The 16,523-nt window shown below is 54.6% G+C and carries 18 protein-coding genes; 4 read left to right on the plus strand and 14 right to left on the minus strand.

The genetic code is table 11. The annotated features are described in order from the left end of the window. Positions 1 to 214: 214 nt before the first annotated feature. Positions 215 to 1,693: an MFS transporter gene (locus tag QZJ86_RS13985; protein WP_301671037.1), complete on the plus strand. Its 1,479-nt coding sequence runs from the start codon at positions 215 to 217 to the stop codon at positions 1,691 to 1,693. 2 nt (positions 1,694 to 1,695) lie between these two features. Continuing rightward, positions 1,696 to 2,277 (plus strand): ANTAR domain-containing response regulator, encoded by a 582-nt coding sequence (locus QZJ86_RS13990; protein WP_301671038.1) that lies wholly within the window; start codon positions 1,696 to 1,698, stop codon positions 2,275 to 2,277. Between the two features lie 210 nt (positions 2,278 to 2,487). On the opposite strand, the gene QZJ86_RS13995 is transcribed toward QZJ86_RS13990, so the two are convergent. The 14 genes from QZJ86_RS13995 to prmB all read right to left on the minus strand — a co-directional run bounded on the left by QZJ86_RS13995 (position 2,488) and on the right by prmB (position 14,950). Continuing rightward, entirely contained in the window at positions 2,488 to 3,321 is an 834-nt protein-coding gene (locus tag QZJ86_RS13995; protein WP_301671039.1) for an amino acid kinase family protein, read from the minus strand. Between the two features lie 11 nt (positions 3,322 to 3,332). Beyond that, complete coding sequence (locus QZJ86_RS14000; protein ID WP_301671040.1) at positions 3,333 to 4,145, minus strand: amino acid kinase family protein; 813 nt, start codon at positions 4,143 to 4,145, stop codon at positions 3,333 to 3,335. 445 nt (positions 4,146 to 4,590) lie between these two features. Beyond that, on the minus strand, positions 4,591 to 6,525 hold the full coding sequence (locus tag QZJ86_RS14005) for a hypothetical protein (RefSeq protein ID WP_301671041.1): 1,935 nt from the start codon (positions 6,523 to 6,525) through the stop codon (positions 4,591 to 4,593). A gap of 208 nt (positions 6,526 to 6,733) precedes the next feature. Beyond that, a complete protein-coding gene (locus tag QZJ86_RS14010) occupies positions 6,734 to 7,207 on the minus strand; it encodes a carbohydrate-binding protein (RefSeq protein WP_301671042.1) in 474 nt (157 codons plus the stop codon). Between the two features lie 98 nt (positions 7,208 to 7,305). After that, positions 7,306 to 7,770 (minus strand): GNAT family N-acetyltransferase, encoded by a 465-nt coding sequence (locus tag QZJ86_RS14015; RefSeq protein WP_301671043.1) that lies wholly within the window; start codon positions 7,768 to 7,770, stop codon positions 7,306 to 7,308. A 176-nt stretch (positions 7,771 to 7,946) separates the two neighbouring features. Further along, a complete protein-coding gene (locus QZJ86_RS14020) occupies positions 7,947 to 8,657 on the minus strand; it encodes a hypothetical protein (RefSeq protein WP_301671044.1) in 711 nt (236 codons plus the stop codon). A gap of 81 nt (positions 8,658 to 8,738) precedes the next feature. Then, positions 8,739 to 9,512, minus strand: coding sequence for a 3-deoxy-manno-octulosonate cytidylyltransferase (gene kdsB / locus QZJ86_RS14025; protein WP_301671045.1), 774 nt, complete (start codon positions 9,510 to 9,512; stop codon positions 8,739 to 8,741). Beyond that, positions 9,509 to 9,700, minus strand: coding sequence for a Trm112 family protein (locus QZJ86_RS14030; protein WP_301671046.1), 192 nt, complete (start codon positions 9,698 to 9,700; stop codon positions 9,509 to 9,511). Before QZJ86_RS14030 ends, kdsB begins: the two co-directional genes overlap by 4 nt. Further along, entirely contained in the window at positions 9,693 to 10,694 is a 1,002-nt protein-coding gene (gene lpxK / locus QZJ86_RS14035) for a tetraacyldisaccharide 4'-kinase (RefSeq protein WP_301671047.1), read from the minus strand. Before lpxK ends, QZJ86_RS14030 begins: the two co-directional genes overlap by 8 nt. Next, positions 10,691 to 11,125, minus strand: coding sequence for an ExbD/TolR family protein (locus QZJ86_RS14040; protein WP_301671048.1), 435 nt, complete (start codon positions 11,123 to 11,125; stop codon positions 10,691 to 10,693). Before QZJ86_RS14040 ends, lpxK begins: the two co-directional genes overlap by 4 nt. Then, positions 11,125 to 11,739, minus strand: a complete 615-nt coding sequence (locus QZJ86_RS14045; RefSeq protein WP_301671049.1) for a MotA/TolQ/ExbB proton channel family protein — start codon at positions 11,737 to 11,739, stop codon at positions 11,125 to 11,127. Before QZJ86_RS14045 ends, QZJ86_RS14040 begins: the two co-directional genes overlap by 1 nt. A gap of 34 nt (positions 11,740 to 11,773) precedes the next feature. After that, on the minus strand, positions 11,774 to 12,928 hold the full coding sequence (locus tag QZJ86_RS14050) for an MFS transporter (RefSeq protein ID WP_301671050.1): 1,155 nt from the start codon (positions 12,926 to 12,928) through the stop codon (positions 11,774 to 11,776). Next, positions 12,929 to 14,017 (minus strand): chorismate synthase, encoded by a 1,089-nt coding sequence (gene aroC, locus QZJ86_RS14055; RefSeq protein WP_301671051.1) that lies wholly within the window; start codon positions 14,015 to 14,017, stop codon positions 12,929 to 12,931. Positions 14,018 to 14,020: 3 nt separating this feature from the next. After that, positions 14,021 to 14,950, minus strand: coding sequence for a 50S ribosomal protein L3 N(5)-glutamine methyltransferase (gene prmB, locus QZJ86_RS14060; RefSeq protein ID WP_301671052.1), 930 nt, complete (start codon positions 14,948 to 14,950; stop codon positions 14,021 to 14,023). A gap of 87 nt (positions 14,951 to 15,037) precedes the next feature. On the opposite strand from prmB, the gene QZJ86_RS14065 reads away from it, so the two are divergent. Together QZJ86_RS14065 and QZJ86_RS14070 are read left to right on the plus strand one after the other, a co-directional pair. Beyond that, positions 15,038 to 15,916, plus strand: coding sequence for an HDOD domain-containing protein (locus QZJ86_RS14065; protein WP_301671053.1), 879 nt, complete (start codon positions 15,038 to 15,040; stop codon positions 15,914 to 15,916). Between the two features lie 125 nt (positions 15,917 to 16,041). Continuing rightward, positions 16,042 to 16,389 (plus strand): hypothetical protein, encoded by a 348-nt coding sequence (locus tag QZJ86_RS14070; RefSeq protein ID WP_301671054.1) that lies wholly within the window; start codon positions 16,042 to 16,044, stop codon positions 16,387 to 16,389. Positions 16,390 to 16,523 lie beyond the last annotated feature (134 nt).

A 16,523-nucleotide genomic window follows, 5' to 3' on the forward strand; every position in this document is an offset into this window, starting at 1 on the left:
TAGTGCCAACAACCTAAACCCTTGAAACATCGCATCTCCAGACCAGAGCACCGCATCCTGCGAACCATTACGCACCCAAATAAGGCATAAAAACCGGCACTTTGCACCACCATGGAGCCACGTCAGCATCTATTGCCAGTTTCTCCGTTGCCGCGCCATTGGCATACAAGATGCTTGGATTAATCCAAGGATCGATCATCACCACGGATAAACCATGTCTTTTACGCCTTTTAAATTGCTGTCCCTGCACGGAAAAACCAAAGTGCTACATATGAGCTGGATCGCGTTTTTCATCAGTTTCGTGATTTGGTTTAACCACGCCTCCTTGCTGGTGCTGATTCAACAAGACCTGGGTATCAGTGAAACCCAAATCGAGATTCTGTTGCTGCTCAACGTCGCTCTCACCATACCCGCTCGGGTGATCACCGGCATGCTGGTGGATAAATTCGGCGCCAAGATCAGTTACAGCGTACTGCTGGCAGTGTGCAGCATCCCCTGTTTCACGTTCGCGATGGCGGAAAACTTTACCGAACTGGCCTGGTCGCGCTTCTTGCTCGGCTTCATCGGCGCCGGCTTTGTAGTGGGTGTGCGTATTATCGGCGACTGGTTTCCGGCCAGCCAGGTCGGCACCGCCGAGGGTATTTACGCCGGCTGGGGTAATTTCGGCTCGGCGATCGCGGCGATTTTCCTGCCGGGGCTGGCGTTTTATTTCGGCGCAGAGCACGGCTGGCGCGCGGCGATTGCGCTGACCGGCGTCATCGCGCTGATCTATTCGGTGATTTATTATTTCAGCGTGGAAAACCTGCCACCGGAAATCGCCGCGCTGAAAACCCGCCGGCCTATGGCGATGGAAGTCACCAGCATCCGCGACCTGTTTTTATACATGCTCAGCTTGGTGCCCTTGTACGCCACCATTTCGCTATTGGCTTGGAAACTATCGACGCCGGCGACGCCGGTTCTCAGTGAAGGCTGGAATCTGACGATCCATCTGGTGGTCTGGACGCTGTTTTTCATACACGTCTACCAGCTGGTCAACAACAATGCCGAACGCCTCAGCCAGCCAATCGCCAGCATTCATCTTTATCAATACCGGCAAGTATTCATCCTGGCGGCTGCCTATCTGATTACCTTCGGCTCCAAGCTGGCGGTATTGTCCATGTTGCCGATGTTTTTCTTCAAAACCTTCAACGAAACTCAAGGCACCAGCATGTTGGATGCCGGCTTCCTGGCCTCCAGTTTCGTGGTGACCAATGTGATCGCTCGGCCTGCCGGTGGCTGGTTTAGCGACAAGATCGGCCGCAAACTGTCCCTGTATGTATTCGTAGCTGGGCTGGCCGGCGGTTATTGGCTAATGGCGATGATCTCGCCACAATGGTCGATCATGGTTACGGTCGCCGTCACCTTGCTTTGCTCTATTTTCATGCAAGCGGCGGAGGGGGCAATTTTCGCGTTCGTACCCTTGGTCAAGCGCGCCATTACCGGCGAAGTGGCTGGCATCGTCGGCGCTTACGGCAATGCCGGCGCGATCATCTATCTGATTTTGCTGACCTTCGTCTCGACCAGCCAATTTTTCCTGATCCTGGGTTTGTCCTGTTTCCTGCTGTTGGGTTTGATTTATTATCTGGAAGAACCTCAAAACTACATCACCGAAATCATGCCGGACGGCTCCTTGCTGAAAATAGCCTTGGATTGAACATGGCAGCGCTAAACGTCTTAGTCGTCGACGAATTCGACAGCGAACACCTGCTGGAAGCCACTTTGCGCCAGCACGGCTGCGAGGTATTAACGTTAAAGCTGAAAGAATTGAATATGGTGCAAATCGTCCAGACTCTGCATCCGGATGTGGTGGTGCTGAATTTGTATACCCCCAGCGAGGCGGTGCTGCGGATGATCATCGAAATAAACCACCACTATTCGCTACCGGTCGTGATATTCGCCGAGGACCAGCAAACCGAAACCATCAACAAAGTCATCAAGGCCGGCGTCAGCGCTTATATCGTCGACGGCCTGGAAGCCAAACGCATCAAATCCATCGTCGACATCGCCATCGCCCGCTTCAAGGAACAACATGCGTTGAAGGAAGAATTGAAAAAAACCAAGACCCAGCTGGAAGACCGCAAACTGATCGACCGCGCCAAGGCGATTTTGATCAAGTCGCAAGGCTACACGGAAGATCAGGCTTATCATGCCTTGCGCAAACTGGCGATGGACCGCAACATCGCCATCGGCGAAATGGCCAAGAACGTCATTTCGATGGCGGAATTGTTTAACAAGTAAGGCTGTATCCGAAGCGGCTTGGAAATGGTTCGAGCAGGAATCAGGCCCTTGCCGACCATTGGCCGGGAGAAAGCCAGAAAACTGCCGTTCTACATTGAACTTGGGTCGAATGGTGGTGAATTTGGGAACCGCACCAACGCTGCCGGTGCGGTACCCGTCGTTTACTGCATCTGCGGCCCTAAATTGACGGGACCGCGGAGCGCCGCCTACTCAGGCCGGGCGCGCGCCGGTATGAATGATTGTCCCGACATGTTCCCCACGCAGCGCGGCAGTGAGCCGACCCGGTACCAGTCCATTCACGATCTGCACGTGCTCGATGTGACGCGCTGTTGCCATGACCTCGATAAGAGCGCCGTCGACCGGCAGCGAGCCTTGATGCGTGGCGAGGTCGGCATGGCTGGTTTCGCGGAGTAAACACGCCTGCTCTCCGTCGGGGCCATTAGGATCGGCATTATACACACCGTCTACGTCCTCCACGATCGTCAGGCCGGCAGCGCCAAGCGCGTCGGCTAGCAGGAATGCGCCGGTATCGGCTCGGTGAGGCGGGATGCGCGAGGTTGGAAATTCGTGGTGGTGATACGGTGGAAAAGCACTGCCAACAACCGCGCGGGCCGCAGAAAGATGGATCGCAAGTTGACTGGCAATGGTGGGGTGCTCCACGTAGGAGACACCTTCCGGTGCGAGCAGAGAGGCAAGAATGTGGCCGTTTTGGCCGGCCTCGCTCGCGGCGAGCGGGGCGAGAGACCCGACCGGCAAGCCGAGATCGAGGCCAACGCCATAGACATGACGGGCTCGGATACCGGCGCCAGTCAGAATCAGCAAGCGGTGTTCAGGCAGGAGTTTACGGAGTTCGTCCACGATCGGCAGGATCGCGTCGGCGCCTTTATCCATGATGGAACGCCCGCCGATCTTCACGACTTGCAGCCAGGGAAGCAGACGGATAGGCCGCACGCCCGCGACAGGACGGGTGAGGTCGCCGTCAAGGAGAGTCTGGCGCGCCAGCGGCGAAGCGACGTGTTTGATGGTATTGGTGGTTTCAGCCATGGTGTTGATTCTCAACTAGCAGTGATGATGGTGCCGACGTGCTCACCTGCAAGCGCGCGGGTCAGGTTGCCGGGGACGAGGCCGTTCACTATTTGCACTTGGTGGATATGTTGTGCCGCCTGAAGCAGGTCGAGCACCGGGAATTCAAGGATAGAGTCGTGTAGCCCCTTCGCTTTCATCTCGTCAACCGAGATCTTCGGAATGAACGTGGCATTCTTCGAGGTTTTCGGGTTCGCGGTAAAGAGGCCGTCTTCGTCCTTCACGTAGATCATGGCCTTGCAGCCGAACTGTTCGGCAAGAAGGAAGCAGCCTGCGTCGGTACGATAGGGCGGGATCACGCCTTCGACAGGCGGACGCATCCAGAGTCCATACGGCGGCATGCCGCTGAAAACGACGGCATTTACCTCCGCAAGATAAAGCGGCACCGCCGACAGACCAGCGCCGTCGACTGCGGAGATACCGTGCTTGGCAAGGAGTTGCCCCAGCATCGCGGCGTTTTGATCGGCAACCGAGGCGCCCAACTGGGAGAGCACGCCCGCCGGCAGGTTGAGCCCCGCCGCAATGGAGTAGAGGTGGCGGGCACGGGTGCCCGCACCGGTTCCAATAAGCAGCTTGTGAGCCTTGCGGGCAGCAACGATCTCATCCACCAGCGGATAGACTGCGGAGCGACCGCGATCAATGATGCTCTGCCCGCCAATCTTGATGACCGTTGCGTCCGGCAGAATACGGAAATCGGCTGCGGCCGATGCCGCTACCTGAAGCTGTGCATCGGTCAAAGATCGTTGCATGAGGAGCTCTTCGAGCTCGGCTGTGGTGTTGGTCATTTGGGGTCCCTTTCGTCGTTACTATGCACTGCAACAAGTCTCGTTAGGACTGCGATTTCCTCAAACAACACCTTGGTGTCATTCCGGGGCAGCTTTCGAGAGATTGTTCAGAGATTGTCAGGCGTAACCTGTAATAAACACATCGCGCTTGAAGCATATCGCAAACGAATTACGTATTCAACCGAACATAGTTTAACAACGCTGCCCAATGGTTTGCGGATTGTACGGATGTAACAACCGCCAAATATTTTCCGGATCATTTCCCAAAATCGCACCGACAGTTTCGCGACGGGATTAAACATTGGCATTTCCGTGAGAGGTCGTTGGAGAAAAAGCTTCTGCGATTCATTGCTAAGCTGAATCGTTGGTGAAAATAAGCCCGCCGATTCAGCCCCTAACGGTAACGATGCGAAAATTTTCTTGAATGGTGCCCCCTACTCCCTTCTTACTTCAAGCCGTAAACCTTCAACTGACTGCAAACCGGCAATTGATGGTCCGGCACCGTGCAGTCCGAGGTACCTACCCGGTAAATCATCACATACACGCGACCGTTGGCTACTACCGGCGGAATCATCCGCGACATCTTGCCCAGACCGCCGTTATTATCGTCGCCGGTGCGGAACAAGCGTTTTAGTTTATTCCCCGGTTCGATAGCCGTCGCATCATAGGCAATCAATTGGCCTTCGGCGAATTCCTTGTTAGCGTCACCGAATTTGGAAAACACCGCCCAGACAATCGCCGAACCGAAATCGATGGCCTGCGGAAAACTAGAATTGGCAGACGGCTTGCCGGACACCATCAGCAACCCACCGGGCATGCCGCCGGGCGATTCCTTGCCGATCGACGCCAGATCGTCGGCTTCGGCGCGAAAAGTTGGCAGATTGCCATCCACGGTGGAAAAGTTATAGGTTTTTAATCGAGAATTTTCACCCCAAACATAAACGATGCCGCCGTTCTGATCGCTCTGTGCCAATGCCAGGGAATGAATATGGTGCATCTTGTTGTTTTCCGGATCACCGCAAGGTACGAACCAACCGTGATCGCTATTGCCCGCCGCCGGACACGGCAAGCTGCGATTCAAGTGTTGCACCCTGTCCCAATTTTCGTCGGTGCCGCCGCCATAATAGGTTGCCACCAAGGGCGGTTTTGACATTAATTGATTGAAGCGGTCGTTTTGGCCCAGATTGAATTTATCCAGCGAGTAAATAATCCCGTCCTTGGTGCCTTGCAACAGCAATCTGGAACCCGGCACCAGCATCGGCCCGGATGCGCCGAAATCCCAGTCAGCTCCGGCACTGCCGACGCCGGCACGACCGCAAGAAACTTCAGAGTTATTGTCGTTCCACAGACATTTATCGCGGGGAACACGTTCGTCCAGAAACGCTTTGTAAAAATCCACCTTCTCCAGCTCGGGCCGTGCGCCGCCGGTACCGGGTTTAAAACGCAGTTTGATCATACTTTCGGCTAAATCGACATTGCCGTTGTTAGAGGTACCGTTCGAGGTGGCGACATATATCATGTCATCTTCGGTAACCGGCGCGCCGCCGGCCTGCCAGATGCCGGCGCCCCAGGAATCGAATGAGGTGGCACAGAATATCGCCGCGTCCTTGGATACACCGGCTTGACCGAGCAAAGCACGGGTGTCATAGGCCACTACAAAACCGTGCGGATTTTTGCGGCCGCCCTTAAACGACTCGCCGTTTGCCGCAAACGCCAGCACCAGGCCATTGTTGCCGGTTAAGGCCAATCCGGCCCGCAATTTGGGATAGACGTGTTGCTTGGTTTGGTTATTTTCGCGGTAAACCGCGCCGGCATCGTTAAACCAACAGCCGTTACCTTCCTGCGATTTGCCGAAGATGCGTACCGGCTTGGATTTTTGGCTGCCGTCCAGCGGATTTAACGCATACACCCAATAATCGCGGAAGCGGTTATTGTTGTTTTTCTTTTGCCAGGAAGCAACGAACAAGGTGTTGGTAGCCGGATCGACGATAGGCGTGGCCGAAATACCCCAGGTCGGCGTATGCTTCCACATGTCCATATCCTGAGAACTGATTTCCGAACCCAATTTGACTTTATAGACTGTTTCGTTGGTGCGCCCGTTGATGCCGATCACTTCGTTCTTCATCGTCGTGACGATCACCAGATCGTCGGCACCCGCGCCTTTCTCGATGACCAAGGGTTGCGTTTCCACTTTGGCATTGAAATCGTAAGTGCGCAGCAAACCGAATTGATCGGGATTGACATTGCTTTTGTTAAGCGTGAACTCCTGATTATTGGCCGCCGTGCGGAAATTATTCCCCGCTCGTTGAGTGATGCTGACAGCAAACACATTGTTAACCCAGAAAACCGCACCGATAAAACCAAATAGTATCAATTTCATGACTCACTCCTCGCTGAATGTCAACTGAGCCTAGATTGTAAATGCATAATCTGTCAATACCCTAAAAAATAAGGTATTAGGGATTTTTTGCCTAACACCAAAATCATAGCTTCCTTGCCGCCAGCGATTTAAAGCGGTTGATCTATTAAATACTTAGCACCTTAAGCAACCAGCGGCGACCCAGTCATGCAGACAGTCATGCAGACAGTCATGACAGCCGTAGCTGCTCCAGGCTGGCAATCTCGGCATCCTTGCCAATATCCGGAATAATGCATAACTCCAGCACGGTCACCGCGGACAGTTGCACAGGATGATCTTCGATTTCGCAGGTCGAGCCACTCGGACTGAAATTCCATTGTTGCCGGACAATGTCCTCAAATGTCTCCCCAGCATCCGCCGACCAGCGCAAGCTATATTCTTGAGTCCGTACGGCCTGGGTCTCGACAAATTTAAGAAATATCCGTCGTAGCGCTTGCGGCTGCTTGAAAATCAGCCGAATGATTTGCGGTCCTGGGCCGGCGGCGCGCCAACCGGACACCTGGTCGGCTAGCAAGGCAAACTCAATGGGATAGTCCGGGTCTTCCGAGCTGATTTCCAGCTCGGCAATATCCTCCGGATTCAGCCAGTCCTGGTCTGGCATCTCGGCTTCCTGAGGAATGGGAACGATGATTCGCTTACGCATGGTGATGGCTCCGGTTTGGCAGAAAGGCGCCCAGTATGTTCGCCGAGGAACTACCTTAACAGACCCGCGTCAGGCTTCGTGAAAAAGATGGCAACAATCTAGTTGTTCAGCGCAACCTGCATAACCGTAACCGGACAAGCGCGATATGTTTCTTCTCCCATTGCCGTCCAGCCGAGTTTTTTGTAGAAATCCGCCTGATCCGGCGTGAATAAATACAGCTTGGCGATGCCGGCAGCCTTGGCCTGCCGCATCACATGTTCGACCAACTTGCTGCCTATGCCCTGCCGGCGAAATTCCGGTGCCACGTAGACGCTGGCCAGCCAAGGTGTCAGTTCCGGGCGGGTATCCATGTCGCTTTGAATAATCGCCGCCGAGCCGGCCAGTTGGCCTTGATGTTTATAAATGAAGGTGCTCGGAACTAATTTGTCACTTAAATAAGCTTGCATTCTTTCGATGCGGTGTCCCAGGGTTTGGCCGGGATTGAGATCAGACCATTCGGCGTGGTGCCATTTGGCTAGGATTGGGATGTGGTGGGGTTCTTGGGAGAGGTTGATGATGGTCATTGTTTGTGTCTACGGAACGAACGTTTTTCAACCAATTTGAATAACAATTACAAGGCGTCGCTATCGCGACGGTTTGGTTTAATCGGGTTCTCGCACCCGATTAAATTAGGCTTCGCGATAGCGAAACGCTACAAATAATCTATAACTGTCATGGTTATAAAAACGCGCCAATCAATCTACGCATAACTTTTCCCTGACTGCTTTTCAAATTCATCTCTGTAGTTACGAATTTGATCAAAAAGCTGATCATCACCGAATGCCTTGGCTACGAGCGCAAAAGATATGATTCCTCTGTAGAAATAGTTCCACAAATCTTCACTGTGCTCTTCCTCCCTCTCAGTACCGAGCATACCGGTAACAAGAAACTGCGAAGGCCGACCGCCATACATATCCATGATGTGAGGAGATGCTCCATGTACATAGCCTGAATATGCCTTGCTCACTGTTCTCGAGAGTTCGATGCCGCGGCTTTGATCAAGGGCGGCTCCTTCGATCTTAGCAAGATAAGCGCGGATTTTTCTTCTTGGAATCATTGGCCGCTTTTGCGTAGCTTCAATAGCGTTCTCATTGTCAAATTCTTCTTCATAGAAGGCTGCAAGGTAATCTTCATGCAATGCAGTAATATCACTGTATATGCAAGCGTAAGCAAGCATAGATATATCTTCGTGAAATTCGTCAAGCATTCGTTGCAAAGCAGCTTGCTCCTGAAAGAAACCGCGCTGAAGCAGCAGACGGGCAGCATGCAACCCGCTAATCACTCGGGCGAGTTTTTGAATCAGAGCTTGATGAATGGTGCGTTCAACATACCGATAGACGAAACCATCTTTTATAGGCACTCGTTGTGGTGGAGGTACACGCTTTTCAAGCAACAGTAAGGTCTGCTCCATATATCGTAATATTTGAATGTAACGTGTGTCTATATCTATCACGCAATACCTATAGGAGTTCCGCTCTGAAAACACTATTGCTTAGTTCTTTCTTGACTGCAAACGCCTAGAAACCCTAACCAAATCCTCCTCCGTATCCACCCCCGCCTCCGGCGCCTTATCAACAATCTTCACCAACACCTTCTCCCCATGCCAAAGTATCCGAAGCTGCTCCAGCGACTCGACACTCTCTAACGGCGAAGCCGGCCAACTGCAATAGCGCTGCAAAAAACCGACGGTGTAGGCATACATGCCGATATGTCTGAGATGCGGCAAAGACGAAACGGCGGGATCGTGTTTATCAGGGAAAGTGGAACGGTTCCAGGGAATCGGCGCGCGGCTGAAATACAAGGCATAACCGTTTTTATCCAAAACGACCTTAACCGCATTCGGGTTGAAAATTTCTTCCACATCCAACATTTTTGCGGCCAAGGTGGCGATGCCGGCTTGATTCTGGCTGGCTAAAGCCAATGCGGCATCGCGGATGTAAGCCGGCGGAATCAAAGGCTCGTCGCCTTGCAGATTGACGACGATCTGCTCGTCCTGCCAACCCATAACGCGCGCCACTTCGGCAATGCGTTCGGTGCCCGACTGGTGGTTGGGATCGGTCATCACCGCCTGCAAACCCAGGTCGCCGACCGCGTCAAAGATGCGTTGGTCGTCGGTCGCCACCACCACTTGCTCGGCGTCGGCTGCCAACGCCCGTTCGCACACGTGGACGATCATCGGCTTGCCGGCGATGTCCAGCAGCGGTTTGCCCGGCAAACGGGTGGAACCGTAACGGGCCGGGATGACGACTTTAAAGCCGCCGCTCATTTGCGCAGGGCTTCCGCTTCTTCAAAACTCAATTCGCGGGCATCGTCTTCCAGCATCACCGGGATACCGTCGCGAATCGGGAACGCCAAGTTATCGGCCTTGCAGATCAATTCCTGCTTATCCTTATCGTAAATCAACGAACTTTTGCACAAGGGGCAGGCCAGAATATCGAGCAGTTTTTTATCCATGAGTTTTGTCTTTGAGTAATTTCAAGAGTTGTTGGGAAAATGCCTCGGGCAATTCGGCATCGATGGGTAAATACCAGTAACGATCGGTGGCGAAGCGACGGCATTTGACGGCATCTTTTTCGGTCATGATCAGCGGGCGCTGGTCGTTGAATTGCAAATCGGCGGCACTAAACGGATGATGGTCCGGGAAGGCGTGGGTTTGGCAGTCCAGGCCGGCGCCGGCCAGTTGCGCGAAGAAGCGTTTGGGGTTGCCGATCGCGGCGACGGCATTAACGGCCATGCCCTTGAATTCTGAAAGCGGTTTACGTTCGCCGCTGTGCAAATTGACCAGTTGCCGGCCTTGGCATTGCATCGGCAATTCGCCTTCCAGCAATTCTTCCGGGCCGTTGACGACCACCAGATCGACCTGCTTGACCCGTTCCGGCGACTCGCGCAATGGGCCGACCGGCAGGCAATAACCGTTACCGAAGCGACGCTGACCGTCTATCACCACGATTTCGATATCGCGCTGCAACGCATAATGCTGCAAGCCGTCGTCGGAGATCAGTACGTCGCAAGCATGGCTAGACAACAATTGCCGCGCCGCCGCGACCCGCTCGGCACCGACCACCACCGGACAATCGCAGCGAACGGCCAACAGCACCGCCTCGTCGCCGACCTGGGCCGGATCGCTGTCGGCCGTGACCGCTTGCGGGCTGCTGCTGGCCGCACCGGCATAGCCGCGGCTGATCACGCCGGGTTTATAACCGTTTTGTTTCAAAAACTCGACCATCCAGATCACCAGCGGCGTCTTGCCGGTGCCGCCGACGGTGATGTTGCCGACGACGATGACCGGCACCGGCAGCTTGGTCTTTTTCAATACGCCGATGCGGTACAGAAAACGCCGCAAGCGCACCGCATCGACATAAAACATCGACAACGGCATGAACCAGGCCGAGATATACATCTCCTTGTACCAGGCATCCTCAAACCAGCGGACCAGTTTTTTGTTCATCGTTTTTCCGGTTGGTTGATCGCGAAGGTGATGTGATGAAAACCCAATTGATTGGCCACATCCAGCGCGCTGACCACCGCTTGATGCGGCGCTTTGCCGTCGGCGCTAATGATGAACGGCAACTGTCTGGATTCGCCGGCCGTTTGCGCCAAGGCGGCTTTCAAACCATCCAGATTTTGGTTGACCAGTTCGTGGAACTGGTTGTCGTCGCCAGCCAAGGCATAAGTACCCTTGACATCGACGTATAAATTGATGGTCTTGCCTTGCTCGTTGGCCTCGCTGCCTTGAGCCTCCGGCAGATTGATCTTCAGTTCGGAATGATGGCGAAATGTCGTCGCGACCATGAAGAAAAACAGCAAGACCAGCAGCACGTCTATCATCGGGATCAAGCCGATGTCGACCGGCGTGCGGCGTTTGCGGCGGAACTCCATCAGATGTCCTCTCTTTCGCCCTGCATGATGTCGATCAGGCGCAGCGACTCTTCTTCCATCCGCACCACGTGATCGTCAACCAAGCGCTCGAAATAGCGATGAAAAAACAGGCTGGGGATCGCCACCGTCAAGCCCGAGGCGGTACAGATCAAGGCTTCGGAAATACCGCCACTCAACACCGCAGGATCGCCCATGCCGCCGACCGCAATATCGGAAAACACCCGAATGATACCGTCCACGGTGCCCAGCAAACCCAGCAAGGGCGTAATAGAGGCGATGCTGCCCAAGGCGTTCAGATAACGCTCCATATCGTGGGTCACCTGGCGACCGACTTCTTCGATGCTGGCTTTCATGATCTCCCGGCCATGCTTGCGATTCAGCAAACCGGCGGCCAGAATCCGGCCCAAGGGCGAACTAAGCTTGATACGGCGAATGGTGGCTTCGTCGAGCTTGTTGTCGCGATGCAATTGCCAGATATACGGCACCAGATCGGTGGGAATAATGCGCTTGCGCTGCAAGGACCAAAAGCGCTCGCCGATGATCGCCATCGCCGCAATTGAACACAGGATGATAGGCGCCATCATCCAACCGCCGTTTTTAATAACCTCAAACACTTTTGCTATTCCTCATTGCTGAAACCAGCCGATTTTAACTCAATCCGGGTCGAGATTCGCGGGCCACGCCGACAAAGGCAATCAGCAAGGCCACGCAACAGACCATGGCGGCGATGATATACACCAGACGCCCGCCCAATATATCCCAGAAATAACCGCTATACAGGCTGCCAACCATGCCGCCCACACCGAAACTGACGCTGCTGTACAGCGCCTGGCCCTTGCTCTGGTGGCGTTTGCCGAAATATTGATACAACAACTGCATCGCCACCACATGCGCCACGCCGAAGGTTGCCGCGTGCAAAACTTGCGCGCAAATAATCAAGGCCAACGAATCGACGCCATCGGCGATCAACAGCCAACGCAACACGCTGAGCAAGAGCGCCCCCAACAGCAAACCGCGCGGCTTAAACCATTTCAGCAACTGACGCATCGCGATGAACAGCACCACTTCCGCAGCGACACCGGTGGCCCACAGCAAACCGGTCTCGGTGGCCGAATAAGCATGCTGTTTTAAGTAAACCGAATAAAACACATAGTACGGGCCGTGCGCGACTTGCAGCAGCATGTAAACCAGCAAAAAAGCCAGCAACTCCGGCTTCAGTAAAATCTGCCGGATGCCGGCGGCGTCGCTATGTTCGAAGCGCGGTCTGGCTTCCGGCGTGATCAGCGCCATCAGCCAATTCAGCAGCATCAAGCCGCCGATAATCCACGGCAAATAAGCAATGCTGAAATCATCCAGAAAGCGGCCAATGCCCAGTACCGCCGCGATAAAACCTATCGACCCCCACAGCCGGATCTGGCTATAGCGTTGCGGCTCGGCTTGCAGATGAAACAGCGTCGCCGCCTCGAATTGCGGCAGCGTAGCGTTCCAGAAGAAGCTGAAAATCACCGTCACGGCGGCGAACCAGAAATAATCGCTGCGGTACAAAAACGCCGCGAAGCACAGCACCGACAGCAAGGACGTGACGCGGATCAGGCGCAGATTGCGGCCGGTTTTGTCGGCCAGCCAACCCCAGTAATTCGGCGCGATGATTTTGGTGGCCACCAGCAAGGCCGTCAGTTCGCCGATTTCAGTAGCGACGAAACCGACTTGCTTGAGGTACAGACTCCAAAACGGCAGAAACGCGCCCAGCGTGGCGAAATAGCAAAAATAAAAGCCGGATAAGCGCCAGTAAGGTACGCTCATTCAGCGCAGGATCGGCAATCCGGAATTTACATGCAGATTTTGAGCGCGATGCCGTAGCAAATGATCCATTAACACCAGCGCCACCATCGCTTCGGCGATCGGCGTGGCGCGGATGCCGACGCAAGGATCGTGACGGCCTTCGGTGACCACTTCGATAGGCTCGCCTTTGCTATTGATGCTACGCCCCGGTAAGCGCAGGCTGGAAGTGGGCTTCAACGCGATCCGGGCGATAATGTCCTGGCCGCTGGAAATGCCGCCCAAAATACCGCCGGCATGATTGCTCAAAAAGCCGGCCGGGGTGATTTCGTCGCGGAATTTTGTGCCCTTGCTATCGATACAATCGAAACCGTCGCCGATTTCCACGCCTTTTACTGCATTGATGCTCATCAAGGCATAAGCCAGTTCGGCATCCAACCGGTCGAAGATCGGCTCACCCAAGCCTGGCGGCACGTTGTTGGCGATTACTTCTATCTTGGCGCCTATCGATTCACCTTCCTTGCGCAGGGCATCCATGTAGCTTTCCATTTCCGCAACCTTGCCGGCATCCGGGCAAAAAAACGGATTGTTGGGGATTTCATCCCAGTCGAACTGTTCGATTTTGATCGGCCCCAGTTGCGACAGATAGCCGCGCACCTGAATGCCGTGCTGCTGGAACAAATATTTCTTGGCAATCGCGCCGGCCGCGACCCGCATCGCCGTCTCGCGCGCCGAGGAGCGGCCGCCGCCGCGATAATCGCGGATGCCGTATTTTTGCTGATAGGTGTAATCGGCGTGGCCAGGGCGGAAGCTTTCGGCGATTTTGCTGTAATCCTTGGAGCGCTGATCGGTGTTTTCGATCAGCAAGCCGATTGGACAACCGGTGGTTTTGCCTTCGAACACGCCGGAGAGAATTTTCACTTCGTCGGCTTCGCGGCGCTGCGTGGTGTGCCGCGAAGTACCGGGTTTACGCCGGTCCAGATCGCCTTGCAGATCGGCCTCCGACAATTCCAGTCCGGGAGGGCAACCGTCGACGATGGCGCCTAGCGCCGGGCCGTGGCTTTCGCCGAAGGTGGTAACGGTGAACAGTTTGCCTATGGTATTTCCGGACATAAGTTATAGAGCGCTAGCAAAGAGTGAGTGATAAAGATCGACTTGTTCGGCGGTGAGCAGGAACACGCCGTCGCCGCCATGCTCGAATTCCAGCCAGTGGAACGGCACGTTCGGGAACATGTCCTGCAAGGTTTCGGCACTGCTGCCGACTTCGATAATCAAGATGCCCTGCTCCGCCAGATAATGTTTGGCATCCACCAAGATGCGCAAGACCAGATCCAGACCGTGTTCGCCGCCCTTGAAGCCCATGGCCGGCTCGGCATGAAACTCTGCCGGCAGATTTTCCCATTCGGCGATGGCGACATAAGGCGGATTGCTGACAATGATGTCGTAAGGCTTGGCCGGCAACTCGTTGAACAAATCGGATTGATACAGCTCGACCTGATGTTCCAACTGATGTTTTTGCACATTGATCTGCGCGACCGCCATCGCATCGTCTGACAATTCCACCGCGTCGACTTGCGCATCCGGAAACGCGTAAGCGCAAGCGATGGCGATACAGGCGCTACCGGTGCATAAATCCAGAATATTGAACACCTGGGTTTCGTCCACCCAAGGCTCGAAGCGTTCGGCGATCAGCTCGGCAATCGGCGAGCGCGGCACCAGCACCCGTTCGTCGACATAAAACGACAGGCCGGCAAAGATCGCTTCGTGAGTCAGATAGGCGGAAGGCTTGCGCTCGTTAATCCGGCGCTCGATCAACGCAACCACCGCCTCGCGTTCGGCCAAGGTCAATTTCGCATCCAGATAGGCATGATCCAGATCATAAGGCTGGTGCACTGTATGCAACACGATCGCCGCCGCCTCGTCCAGCGGCGCGACTGTGCCGTGTCCGAGAAAGATCTCATGCTCGGCAAAGCGGCTGGCGGCCCAGCGAATATAGTCTCTGATGCTGACTAGGGTTGTGATAACATCCGGGCCTGTTATATTCATAGCGTGTCTATACTTAGAAATACGTTTAAAAATGCAGGGGCGGATTTTAAACCAAACCCCGCCTCTTGTCCGAATAAAGCAAAGTTCATGACCGAAACCCAATCCCATCCGTTGTCCGCCAAGCTGGCAAAAAATCGCCTCTATCAAGATTGCTTTAAATACATGCAATCGGATTCCTTGGCCTTGCCGACCATTCCCGACGTCTCGGTAAAAATCCGCCGCGCCATCAACGAGCCCAGCGCCAACAGCAATAAAATCGCCAGAGTCGTGCAAATCGACCCCAGCATCACCGCCCGTTTGGTGAAGATTTCCAATAGCCCGCTGTACCGCGGCCGGCGCCGCATCGAAAGCTGTCCGGAAGCCTTGACCCGGCTGGGCTTGAAAGCGGCGCAGGACATCATTACCGCCTTTGCGTTAAAAGCGGTATTCAATGCCAAATCGCCGGTGATCCGCCGCAAGATGCAGGACTTATGGGCTCACAGCAGTTACGTCGCGGCGATCAGCGCGGTGTTTGCCCATAAAACCCCCGGCTTCGATCCGGACCGAGCCATGCTGGCCGGCTTGATTCACGACATCGGCGTGGTGCCTATCCTGGCTTATGCCGATCGCCAGCCGGATATTCTGGAAAATCCCACCGATCTGGCCGACGCGGTGCGTGAACTGCGCGCGCCCATCGGTGTGCAAATCGTCCGAAAATGGGATTTTCCCAGCGATTTTGAAGATGTGATTATCCATGCCGAGAACTGGCACCGCGATAGCGGCGAGAAAGCCAGTTATGCGGACATCGTGATGATCTCGCAATTGCACAGTTTTTTCGGCAAGATAGACATCAAGCAAATGCCGAAACTGGACGAGTTGCCGGCCTATAAGAAATTGGCGGCCGGTAATCTCGATGCCGATCTCAGCCTCAACATTCTCGACCAGGCCAAGGATGAAATCGAGAATATCCGGCAAATGCTCAGCTAAAGACTATCAACCACCGTCACTGGCATTATCGCCAAGTTAAGGAATAATCTGACCCGACCGTCAATCCGGATTGTCTATCCCGGAACAAACGAAGTCTATTTTTTACCGTAAAGAGGAGTAAGCCGATGAAACCCATCTTACCGTTAGCCATTCTGTTGGCGACTTTCTTCGCAAGCCAGGCCAGTGCCGGCTCTCTGGCCAACGGCAGCTGGCAACCCAGCGGCTGCGGCAGCGTCCCGGAAGCGCCTACTGTGGACGGCGGCAACATCGATGCCTACAACAAAAGCATTGCCGCGATTAATACCTGGCAGCAGAAATCCCGCGATTATTTCGAGTGCTTGATCAAGGAAGCCAATACCGATAACGGCATCATCGCCGACCATGCCAATCGGGCCCAGGCCAAATACCGGGAAACCGTGGAAAAAATCGGCGCCGAAGCCGAAGCCGCCAAGAAAAAACTGGATAAGGAATAATCCCCTCGCAGCCGGACGGGCCAGCGCCGTTGGCCCGTCCGATCCGCATAGCCGGTCGCCGTCATGCGCCGCGCGACGATTTGTCATAAAATCCACCTATCGAGATAGACGGGCAAACCGGGCCGAAAAAACCC

Origin of the sequence: Methylomonas montana (assembly GCF_030490285.1) — a bacterium.
Taxonomy (GTDB): Bacteria; Pseudomonadota; Gammaproteobacteria; order Methylococcales; family Methylomonadaceae; genus Methylomonas; species Methylomonas montana.